General features: G+C 30.8%; 14 protein-coding genes. All 14 read left to right on the top strand.

Translation table 11 applies throughout. From position 1 onward, the window contains the following. The first annotated feature begins 95 nt into the window (after positions 1–95). The gene (locus ACFQ1U_RS00270; RefSeq protein WP_386104115.1) at positions 96–890 is read left to right on the top strand and encodes a cation transporter; all 795 of its coding nucleotides are present in this window, start codon (positions 96–98) and stop codon (positions 888–890) included. A 178-nt stretch (positions 891–1,068) separates the two neighbouring features. After that, positions 1,069–1,770: a phospholipase D family protein gene (locus tag ACFQ1U_RS00265; protein ID WP_386104113.1), complete on the top strand. Its 702-nt coding sequence runs from the start codon at positions 1,069–1,071 to the stop codon at positions 1,768–1,770. A gap of 161 nt (positions 1,771–1,931) precedes the next feature. Further along, entirely contained in the window at positions 1,932–2,579 is a 648-nt protein-coding gene (locus ACFQ1U_RS00260) for a hypothetical protein (RefSeq protein WP_386104111.1), read from the top strand. 156 nt (positions 2,580–2,735) lie between these two features. Beyond that, entirely contained in the window at positions 2,736–3,281 is a 546-nt protein-coding gene (locus ACFQ1U_RS00255; RefSeq protein WP_386104109.1) for a TPM domain-containing protein, read from the top strand. Positions 3,282–3,491: 210 nt separating this feature from the next. Further along, positions 3,492–3,914, top strand: coding sequence for a hypothetical protein (locus ACFQ1U_RS00250; protein WP_386104107.1), 423 nt, complete (start codon positions 3,492–3,494; stop codon positions 3,912–3,914). Positions 3,915–4,133: 219 nt separating this feature from the next. After that, the gene (locus ACFQ1U_RS00245) at positions 4,134–4,415 is read left to right on the top strand and encodes a hypothetical protein (protein WP_386104103.1); all 282 of its coding nucleotides are present in this window, start codon (positions 4,134–4,136) and stop codon (positions 4,413–4,415) included. Between the two features lie 36 nt (positions 4,416–4,451). Next, complete coding sequence (locus ACFQ1U_RS00240; RefSeq protein WP_386104101.1) at positions 4,452–4,670, top strand: hypothetical protein; 219 nt, start codon at positions 4,452–4,454, stop codon at positions 4,668–4,670. A gap of 146 nt (positions 4,671–4,816) precedes the next feature. Further along, the gene (locus ACFQ1U_RS00235; protein WP_386104099.1) at positions 4,817–5,308 is read left to right on the top strand and encodes a hypothetical protein; all 492 of its coding nucleotides are present in this window, start codon (positions 4,817–4,819) and stop codon (positions 5,306–5,308) included. Positions 5,309–5,493: 185 nt separating this feature from the next. After that, entirely contained in the window at positions 5,494–6,219 is a 726-nt protein-coding gene (locus tag ACFQ1U_RS00230) for a hypothetical protein (RefSeq protein ID WP_386104097.1), read from the top strand. A gap of 214 nt (positions 6,220–6,433) precedes the next feature. After that, complete coding sequence (locus ACFQ1U_RS00225; protein ID WP_386104095.1) at positions 6,434–7,336, top strand: hypothetical protein; 903 nt, start codon at positions 6,434–6,436, stop codon at positions 7,334–7,336. Positions 7,337–7,505: 169 nt separating this feature from the next. Further along, entirely contained in the window at positions 7,506–8,267 is a 762-nt protein-coding gene (locus ACFQ1U_RS00220; protein ID WP_386104093.1) for a hypothetical protein, read from the top strand. Positions 8,268–8,417: 150 nt separating this feature from the next. After that, positions 8,418–9,008 (top strand): SUKH-4 family immunity protein, encoded by a 591-nt coding sequence (locus ACFQ1U_RS00215; protein ID WP_386104091.1) that lies wholly within the window; start codon positions 8,418–8,420, stop codon positions 9,006–9,008. Between the two features lie 146 nt (positions 9,009–9,154). After that, the gene (locus ACFQ1U_RS00210) at positions 9,155–9,751 is read left to right on the top strand and encodes a toxin-antitoxin system YwqK family antitoxin (protein WP_386104089.1); all 597 of its coding nucleotides are present in this window, start codon (positions 9,155–9,157) and stop codon (positions 9,749–9,751) included. Positions 9,752–9,902: 151 nt separating this feature from the next. After that, the gene (locus ACFQ1U_RS00205) at positions 9,903–10,244 is read left to right on the top strand and encodes a hypothetical protein (RefSeq protein WP_386104087.1); all 342 of its coding nucleotides are present in this window, start codon (positions 9,903–9,905) and stop codon (positions 10,242–10,244) included. The last annotated feature ends 177 nt before the right edge of the window (positions 10,245–10,421 follow it).

The raw sequence follows: 10,421 nt of genomic DNA, 5'->3' as shown, positions 1-10,421 counted from the left end.
ATGCTAGTGAACAAAAGAAAATAATAACTAATTTAATCCGCAACTGACGGTTATACGAAACCGTTGTGGTTAATGTCCAAAAACCGAGAAATTGAATGAACAAAACGATATTTGAGATTACAAAAATGGATTGTCCTTCAGAGGAAAATCTAATCCGAATGAAATTGGATGGAATCTCGAGTATTGTGAATTTGGACTTTGACATTCCCAACCGAAAACTGACTGTTTTTCACAGCGGAGAAATTGACCAAATCGAAAAATCCGTTCTCGAATTGAATTTAGGCGGAAAGAAAATCTCGACCGAACAAACCGACCAAACGGAATTTAACGAAAACTCAAACCAAAAAAAACTACTCTGGACTGTACTCGGAATAAATTTCGCCTTTTTCCTAATCGAAATGACGACTGGAATAATCTCAAAATCAATGGGATTAGTTGCTGATAGTTTGGATATGCTTGCTGACAGTTTTGTTTACGGAATTAGTTTGTTTGCTGTTGGCGGAACTCTGACAAGAAAAAAACAGATTGCAAAACTTGCTGGATATTTTCAAATAACACTTGCGATTATTGGATTTGTGGAAGTTTTAAGGAGATTTTTCGGAGACGAGAAAATTCCTGACTTTTCGACAATGATTATCGTTTCGATTTTTGCACTTATTGCAAACGGAATTTGTCTTTACATTTTGCAAAAGTCAAAGAGCAAAGAAGAAGCTCATATGAAAGCGAGTATGATTTTCACTTCAAACGATGTGATTATCAATTTGGGAGTAATTATAGCTGGACTTTTAGTAAATTGGTTGAGTTCAAGCAAACCTGATTTGATTATCGGAACAATCGTTTTTGTTTTGGTAATTCAAGGAGCATTTAGAATATTAAAATTAAGTAAATAACGATAAAACACTAACCACAACAATGGCTATAAGTAATTGCTTGTTCTCGCCTACTTCTGAAAATCCTCGTGGATTTTCAGTTTGGTGTGTACTTGCAAAGTTAATTACTAAACCACGCAACTACTCATAGCCGAAGCCGTTGCCCACAAGCTAAACAAAACATCAACCAACAAAGAAAATGGCAGAATTTTTAACAACAAACGGAACTTCATATCATATTGAAAAGATAATAACTGGAGCAAAGAAAAAACTGATATTGGTTTCACCATATTTACAAATTTCGAAAACATTTTATGAAAGATTATTAGATGCATCAAAAAGAAATGTTTCAATTAAAATAATTTATGGAAAAGATGAGTTGAAACCTAATGAGAAAAACTCACTTGCTGAATTAAAAAATTTGGAATTACTATACTTTGAGAATTTACACGCCAAATGCTATTTTAATGAACAAGAAATGGTTATCACATCCATGAATATGTATGAGTTTTCGGAAAAAAACAATCGTGAAATGGGAGTTTATGTAACTCGAAATAATGACAAAAATTTATTTGAGAATGCTGTAAATGAAACTCTTTCAATTATTCAATCATCAGAAATAATTCAATTATCAAAAACAAAAAGAAAGTTATTCCAGCCTAAAAACAAAACATCAAACGGAACGAATAAAAAAGCGAAACCTAAACGTGGTTACTGTATAAGATGCGAAGAACGTATTGAGTATGATGTTGAAAAACCTTATTGTTGGGATTGTTTTGCCACCTGGTCTCAATTTGAAAATACTGAATATGAAGAAAACGTTTGTCATAGTTGTGGAGAGTTTGAATCAACATCAATGATTAAGCCTGAATGTTACGACTGTTATAAAGAAAATAAATAAAGCCAGTGGGCAACAACGTGTATAATTCATTGCTTCTGATTTTCCTTTCGGAAAATCCTCGCGCTGAATTATTACCTTTGTTTTTTTTCTAAATTAGTTGCTGAAACACGCAACGAAGCCATACACCTAACCGTTGTGGTGCATATGTAAAAAATAATAAAATGAAAAATACACTTAAAATATCATTAACAACAATCCTAATTCTAATTCTTAATGGATGCGGGAAGAATGAAAAAAAAGAACAACAGCCAATTGAAAAAGAAACAATCGTAATTCAAAGGGATTTTGGAAATTGGAAAACAGAAAATCAGAGACTTGGTGTTGAATTAAACCCTAAACAGTTTGATAATTGGTTTGATTTAGCTGAACGAGCATCAAAGATTGTTTGTAATGACAGCGTTCCAAAAATAACGTTAAAAACAGGTAATGAGATTAGAACCATCTATTTACACAATCCTTGCTGGGAAAAGGATTCTTATAAAATTATCAAATCAAAAAATGTATTTGAAATTCATAATGATACGATTTTTAAAAATAAAAAAAACTTCTTCCCATTAGACAGTTTAGAAAGCGTTTTAAGAAAGGATATTAAAAATAATGGAGTAAATCCAATGTTTAGTGAAAATTCAAAAAAACTAATTGTTTCTATTTCTTATGACAAGAAAAATAAATTTAAAAGACTACTTCACCATTTAGACAAATTGACTGACAAATATTATGGAATAACGAATAATACTGATATTAAAATATGGTTAACTAATAAAGACCATTTAAAGCTACCTCCTCCAGCAAAAAAAGAAATTAAATAAAAAATACGCACCACAACAATGTATAACCGCAATTACGGCGGATTCGACTACGTCCGAATCCACTCAGAATTGCTTAAGCTAGTTAATAACTTAAAACTTTTGGCTAAATTAGCCCGATAACTGACGGGTTATACGAAACCGTTGTACACAATACAAATGAAACTCATATTTCAAATAATATTACTTGCTTTTTTAACCATTTATGGTTGTAAATCAAAACATGTTAACGAATCCGAACCGCGTTCTGAAGCACCAAAAGTTGAGTTTACGGAATTCGATTTAGGAGAAAGTGATTTACCTAAACTGAAGCGAGAAGTAAATGATTATGAATTCATTTTTACACCTGAACAGTTAGAAAAATTGACTCTAATAATTCGCGATTTTGAGAAAGAAACCACTAATCAAATTGCTGTAGTTTCAATAGACTCAATCGGAAAATATACTGACTTTGACCAATTCGCAATTGACTTATCGAATTACAACGGAGTTGGACAAAAGGAAAAAGATAACGGACTGACAATTGTCTTCAGTAAAAACTTGAAAAAAATAAGAATTTCGACGGGTTATGGAACTGAAAAAATACTGACTGACGAAATCTGTAAGAATGTAATTGACCGAACTATTATACCTGAATTCAAAAACGGAGAATATTACAACGGAATTGAAAAAGGAATTACAGAATTAATAGCAAAATGGAAATAAAAGTACTGTGTACAACAATGTATAACCGCAATTACGGCGGATTCGACTTCGTCCGAATCCACTCAGAATTGCTTAAGCTAGTAAATAACTGAAAACTTTTGGCTAAATTAGCCCGATAACTGACGGGTTATACGAAGCCGTTGTGCTTAATTAAATAAAATAAATATGGGAGCTTACCTCAGTTTTAACTTTATCAAAAAAGCCGAAAATATGATTATCGGTGAATTACCATCCTTACAAGTGTTTGAGGCCAAATTACCTGTGGTAGAAAAAAATTATTTCAACAACGGTAATGACGGATGTTCTTTTAAATGGGGAGGTTATATTTTTTCAGAATTTGAACAACACGCTAATAGATGGGAGTATTATACATATGAAGCTGATTGTTACTTCATAAAATTGGCAAATATCTTGGCTGCGGTGGACGGTAGGTCATATGACGACAGAACAGTCTATCTTTATGAAGTCTCAAAGATTAAAAGAAGTATTGAAAATGTTCTAAAATATTCTACTTCGGACAGTTTTTCTGATAAACAAGCAAAAGAAGAAGACAGAAAAGTATTGAGCTTTTTTCATGACAAACTAACTCAGAACGAAAATAAAGATGTTTATGTAATTTGTTCTGTTGAATAAACTAAGCACAACAATGGCTAAAATTAATACGGGTTTTGGTGTTTGACCCAAAAGTTAGTGTATTTTTATAAAGTTCGCCAAATCTTTTGATTTGGCTTTAAAAATGAAAAATTAAAACAAAATTAAAAGCTTTGGTTAATCGCTTAATCCGAAATTGAATGCTAATTTAATCCCGTACTAACCTTAGCCGAGACCGTTGGCAAACATTTGACAGAAACTATGGCTATAGAAGAAAAATTAACTGATTTTCTAAATCAAATAGATAGAAAACGAGAATTTACGGATTATACAATGACTGAATTGCAGAAGATTGCTGAAAAGTCAATTAAATTAATCTCGGAAATGAATCCAAAGTCGAAATCACTTGTCGAATTAAAAAAGGCAATCGATTTATCAAATAAATATCATAAGGATAAAGAATATAAAAGCGTTGATAATATTATGGATGTTTTACGCGCTACAAAATTCGGGATTGAGGAATTTATCGAATCTGAACTATAACAAAACCGGAATTGAATAACAGAATATTCAGAAAAAATGAAATATATAATAATAACTGTTTTAGTAATACTTTTCGGGATTTTCCTGTATTGGGCTTATTTACCTGACTACAAACGGAATCCTAAAGAGTTTTGGAGAACTATAATTGGAATGCCAATTGGAATGCTACTTGGCGGAATAGGTTTTCGAGATTTGAACGAAAAAATAAGAAAATGGGCAGTTGAAGAAAAAGAGCAACGTAAAGCTGAAAAATAAAAAACGATTTGCCAACACCGTATAAAATTAATTGCTAGTGCAAACTTACTTACGAAAATCCTCGCGGATTTTCTATTCGGTTTGTATTTGCTAAATTAGGTGCTTAAACACGCAACTAATCTTATACAAACACGTTGTAAACAATTATGAAAAAGATATTATTATTTCTAATTTTTACTTTAGGAACTTTAAGTTGTAATTCTCAATTAAAAAGTAAAGAAGAAGAAAAAAAACGATTAGAAATCGATAAAGAATTCAATCAAAACTCCGTGAACTGTTTTGAAGGAGTTCAAACTGTATCTGACTTTAATGACAAAAAAGAGTTTTGGAATATTTGTGAACTTGAAAACGGAAACAGAATAATAACTATTGAGTCTCATGAAAAAGAAATATTCTTTCAAGAAATCTACTTTGAGAGAAACGGAGAATTAATTTATGCAAAAGAGACTGAGAATTTCATGCCGAAAAATCATTTCGCACAAATGAGTTGGAATTGTGAATTCTATATAGAAAAAGGGAAGTTAATTTCATTAATATCACTCGGACATGGAAAAACTGAAGATGACAATTGGAATCCGGAAATGATCATTAAAATGTACAAAACTCGATTAACTGAATTGAAAAGAATAAAGAATTAACAGTTTACAACAAGGCGTATAATTAATTGCGGCTGAATTTCTTCACCAGAAATTCAATCTTATTAATTATCTTTCCACAACAACGGAAAACGACTCGCGTCCTTTTCCCGCAAAAAAATCATACACAAATACGTTGTGTTTAATTAAAAAACCGAACATAAAGATTTTTTAGAGTTTAATTAAATATGAAAAAGAACAAGAGAGAACAAAAATTATTCTTTAAAAAACCAATCATAAAAATCCTGACAGTTCAACTACTAACATTATTGGGACTGATTCTTATCGATTTGTATATTTTTAGAGGATATTATACTTCTAAAATTATTATCCAACCTAATTCTTGGGGGAATAAACAGAATTACTCTTGTGAATTAACAATTGAAAAGAAAAACAATAACAAATATCTTTTCAAATTTAAAAATAACTCAATAATACCGAGTTACTTCCTGAACTATAGAGATGAAAAATATTTTCAAAATGTAAACGACACTTTATTTTTTGCTTATATCAGAAAGAACTTATTTCCTGCTTACGGATTTGATTATTACAATAGTTTTGATTGTGGAACAGGTTTAGGATTCACAAGTATAAATCCTTTCGAATCATTTGAAATTGAGAAAACTTATAATGATATTATTGAGGAATCCTATCATCAAGATTTATTAAAAAAAACAGACTTTTTTCATAGCAAAGTAAAGAAATCATATCGAGATATAGATTACAAAGAAATTGACAGTTTATTAAAGAAAGAAAGTGAAATAGTATCAATTACGGATTCAATAAAAATTGAGTATTATACTATTATGTATTCATTTGTTTCGAAAGAAGAAAAATATACTAAATCAAATAAAATTAACGTAAGCCTGAAAGATTTACTTGAAAAGTACAACACAAAATATTCGGAAAAATAAAACTAAACACAACAATAGCTAAAAAACATTGCTAATGTAATTTCCCGTTGGGAAATTACCGCTTATGACCAAATGTTTAAGTATATTTATTAACTAAACGCTAAAACTAACGCAACGATTCCTTAGCTGAGACCGTTAGCATACATTACGGAAAACCATAATTAATATTAAATTTTTCGTAATAGATTTACAGTTATTACAAACCACCCACAGAATGAAAAGAAATTTACTCGCACTTACTTTTGGAGCAATATTAATATTCAGTTGTTCAGACGGAGAAACCAAAAAGCGGTTATCCGAATTAAAAACAAAACTGGAACAGACAAAAGCGGAATTGAATAAATGTTCGTCTGAATTGACTAAAATAAAGAATACTGCAGAAAACAGATTTATTAGAGCAAAAAAACTTCTTGCAGAAAATAATCTGTCTGGAGCTAAAACTGAATTTCAAGGAATTGTAGATAATTATAAAGGAACTAATGATGCAACAGTTGCTTCAAAAGAAATAGCCAAAATCGAAAGAACAATTGAACAAAGAAAAATTGAGGCGGAAAGAAAAAAAGCACTTGGATATAAAGTTTTAAAACCTACTACAAGAGTAAAATATGGAGATTTATCGTTGAGATTTGACAAAATTTGGAAAGGAAAACGCTGGTCTTTTGACGATTATGGTAATCAATATTTTTTGAGAGATGCAAAAAGAGGAAATAGTCATATTATGACAAGAGTTTCAGTAACTTCCGAAAATAATAATCCTTCTTTACCACCAATTTTAGTTTATCAAATGGATAATGGAGAATTGAAACTTTTAGGAACACTTGGATATAAATTTAGGAGATGGAAAGATTATGGTTCTTATCTTGGAAATTATGCTGATTATGGCAACGATTTTGCTCATTCAAAAACAATACCTTTCAATTGTGGTATAGAACTATCTAATGACGATTTAAAAAGCGGAAATATTTATGTAGTTCTAAAAAAGCAAGGTTGTTTTAATCGAACAAAAGTAAATTATGGAAACCCTGAAATCGCTTATCATGAAAGTTCTTGCAATCCGAAACGAATTTTAAAAGTGGAAGATTTTGACAATGATTATGTACTTCTAAAAAAACTATAAAAATAACGTATGCTAACAATGGCTATAAGTAATTACTTGTTCTCACCTGCTTCTGAAAATCCTCGCGGATTTTCAGTTTGGTGTGTACTTACAAAGTTGAGTGCTAAACAAATCAACTACTCATAGCCGAAACCGTTGTAAGTCATTTACCAGAAAACCTGAATTAAGAATGGAATTTAGAAAAATCATAGATGTTTTTACTATAATTTGGAAAGGAAAACAAAAAGTAGGATTCAAATTAGAGAATATTGATAAACCTCTATTTGTGAGTCCAAAATTCGTTTACAATAATACTGGAGTTGAAATAAATGAAGTTGAAATTTTGATTGGTTCATACTTTCAGCCAATTTTTTTTCAAGTAGGTGACAAAATGTTTAGTGGAAAAAATTTTCAAAAAGGGGAATCTAAAATTGTTAAGTCTTTCAATATCATTATGGATAGTCCAATTAGTGAATTGAGAATAAAAAACAATAAACACTTAAAGAAATTTAAGGAAATAAAAAAGGTTTTTCAATTTACGAGAAATAATAGGACAACTATCGGCTTGGACATTGGAGAAGAAAAAGCCACATTTATTTCAGCAAATTGGTTGAAAGGTTTGACAACTTTGGACTTAAATGAAATACACATACTCGAAGGTTCATTTATTTTACCAGAATATTATGAAGCTGGAGAAAATATTTATGAAGGAATGGATAAAGAACCTGAATTTTGCAGAAAAAGCGGTGTTATCTTAAAGGATTTAAATATTAGATTTTATGGAAAGATTGATGAAATGTACGAAAGATATGAAAACTCGGAACCTGAATATGTAACTACATACGACCATTATGAATCGGATTATGGTTATGATTCTAGTAAATGGCTAGAAGATTTAGCAGGAACTGATGACCCAGAGGTTATGAGAGATGTATATTGGAATATAGATTAAAAACGCCTTACAACAATGGCTATAAGTAATTGCTTGTTCTCGCCTACTTCTGAAAATCCTCGCGGATTTTCAGTTTGGTGTGTACTTGTAAAGTTAAGTGCTAACCCACACAACTACTCTTAGCCGTAACCGTTAGGCACAAGCTGAAATATGAAACCTGAGGAATTTAAAAACATATGGACTTTGGATGAGAATAATCTCAATTCAATCAGTCAGGAAAAACTGAATGGACTAGGACTTTCGGAAAGTTCAATTGAATTCCTTGTAAAATCAGGATTACCAGAAAGTGCCGCACCTTTTTTATCTTTTTCGAAAGATTCAAATGATGTTTATGATAGTATTCAAAAACTGACTACTATTTATGACTTTTTAGAACCTGAATTTGAAAAATATATAATAATTGGCTCTTGTAATGACGGAAACCCAATTGTCATAAATACAAGAAATAATGACCGAATAGAATATCTCGACCACGAAGATTATTTCAGTTCACAACCTTTTAATTCTGATCTTTCTGCTATGGCTAAATGTTTAATAGCATATCGGAATTTTGTAAAAAGAGTACAAACGGAAAATGGAGAAGATGCGTTTCTCGATTCTGATTTTACGGACGAACAATTCGAAAAATTAAAGTTGGACTTAAAAAATGCCGATTCAGAGGCTATGGAAAGTGACGGATTTTGGCTTAGTCAGTTAGAAATGGACTTGGTATTAAGAGAAGATGCTAATTATGAAAAATAAAAGCCAATGCCTAACAATGCATAACCGCAATTACGGCGGATTCGACTTCGTCCGAATCCACTCGGTAATTACTAATGCTAGTTATTATACAAAATACGTAACTTTAATCCCGTAACAACAGTTATAGAAATACGTTGGGCATAATTATGAGAATCGCGACTATAATAATACTTCTTGCTTCATTTAATCTATATCCACAAGAGATTGAATATCAATTATATTTAAAAAATTCTTGTAACGACTCAATTGAAAAAGCTGTTTTTTACTCGCTGAAAAAAGGAGAAATCGAATATGGAATTTCAAATCTTGACAATCCAATTATAAAAGTCCCAAAATATGGAATTTACAAACTGATCTCTGAAGAAACTAACGAAAAACTGACAATTGAAATTTCTTTAAAAAAATCAAAAGACACCTTGCTTACCCCTTCGATTTACGAATATATAAAACCTTTACCACCTTCATTTAAGAAAGATCTTAGTGAATCAGAATTAAAAAAATTGAGGAAAGAATCTCGCGCTATATTTAAGAAATGTGTTTCCACTCTGAATGGAGAACAAAAGGATTTCTTCTCTAATGGAAAAATGAGATTTTATGGAAATTTTAAAAATGGTTTCGCGACTGGAGAAATTAAAGAATATTATCAAAATGGAAATATTAAAAGACTATTGATTTATGACAATGATGGATTTTTAAAAACGAGAATTGATTATGACAAAAGCGGGAATGAAATTAAAAAATAACTATGCCCAACAATGTATAACCGCAATTACGGCGGATTCGACTACGTCCGAATCCACTCAGAATTGCTAACGCTAGTGAACAAAAAAAATAATTAACTAATTTAAACCGCAACTGACGGTTATACGAAACCGTTAGCAAAAATTTCTACAAATGAAGAATGGAATTATCTCGATTATTGTGGCTTTAGTTGGAATAATATTTATTATTTGGATTAATGTAAAAATTGCGACATTATTCGAGACTGAATTTATGAAAACAAGAAATATAAATGAATTAGATCTGAGAATGTTTAAGATCGAAACATTAGACAAGATTATAGGAATTGGAATTGGGTTAACTGGAATCTTACTTGGAATAAAGTCATTGCAAAAAAGAAATCGAATTGGAATAATTGGAATAATACTTTGTGTAGTTCTCATTATTTTGACTTTCGCTCCCGTTTGGAAGTATGTTTTATCAGATTCTGCGATTGATATAAATTTTATAGATTAAAACATTTGCTAACAAAGTATAACCGCAATTACGGCGGATTCGACTACGTCCGAATCCACTCGGAATTGCTAACGCTAGTGAATAAAGGAAAAAACAACTAACTTAACCCGCAACTGACGGTTATACGAAACCGTTGTGAGCAATAGTTTCAGTCTTTTGGTTTTCTGAGTATTTATA

The organism is Tenacibaculum geojense (assembly GCF_042676005.1).
In the GTDB taxonomy this organism is placed as follows: Bacteria; Bacteroidota; Bacteroidia; order Flavobacteriales; family Flavobacteriaceae; genus Polaribacter; species Polaribacter geojense.
Note: the sequence above shows the minus strand (reverse complement) of the source record. Positions and strands in the feature narration are given on the sequence as shown.

Coding starts and splice junctions, on each gene's coding strand:
- ACFQ1U_RS00240 (WP_386104101.1), top strand. CDS start 4,452: ATGAAATATATAATAATAACTGTTTTAGTAATACTTTTCGGGATTTTC.
- ACFQ1U_RS00215 (WP_386104091.1), top strand. CDS start 8,418: ATGAAACCTGAGGAATTTAAAAACATATGGACTTTGGATGAGAATAAT.
- ACFQ1U_RS00255 (WP_386104109.1), top strand. CDS start 2,736: ATGAAACTCATATTTCAAATAATATTACTTGCTTTTTTAACCATTTAT.
- ACFQ1U_RS00270 (WP_386104115.1), top strand. CDS start 96: ATGAACAAAACGATATTTGAGATTACAAAAATGGATTGTCCTTCAGAG.
- ACFQ1U_RS00265 (WP_386104113.1), top strand. CDS start 1,069: ATGGCAGAATTTTTAACAACAAACGGAACTTCATATCATATTGAAAAG.
- ACFQ1U_RS00210 (WP_386104089.1), top strand. CDS start 9,155: ATGAGAATCGCGACTATAATAATACTTCTTGCTTCATTTAATCTATAT.
- ACFQ1U_RS00220 (WP_386104093.1), top strand. CDS start 7,506: ATGGAATTTAGAAAAATCATAGATGTTTTTACTATAATTTGGAAAGGA.
- ACFQ1U_RS00245 (WP_386104103.1), top strand. CDS start 4,134: ATGGCTATAGAAGAAAAATTAACTGATTTTCTAAATCAAATAGATAGA.
- ACFQ1U_RS00235 (WP_386104099.1), top strand. CDS start 4,817: ATGAAAAAGATATTATTATTTCTAATTTTTACTTTAGGAACTTTAAGT.
- ACFQ1U_RS00260 (WP_386104111.1), top strand. CDS start 1,932: ATGAAAAATACACTTAAAATATCATTAACAACAATCCTAATTCTAATT.
- ACFQ1U_RS00230 (WP_386104097.1), top strand. CDS start 5,494: ATGAAAAAGAACAAGAGAGAACAAAAATTATTCTTTAAAAAACCAATC.
- ACFQ1U_RS00250 (WP_386104107.1), top strand. CDS start 3,492: ATGATTATCGGTGAATTACCATCCTTACAAGTGTTTGAGGCCAAATTA.
- ACFQ1U_RS00225 (WP_386104095.1), top strand. CDS start 6,434: ATGAAAAGAAATTTACTCGCACTTACTTTTGGAGCAATATTAATATTC.
- ACFQ1U_RS00205 (WP_386104087.1), top strand. CDS start 9,903: ATGAAGAATGGAATTATCTCGATTATTGTGGCTTTAGTTGGAATAATA.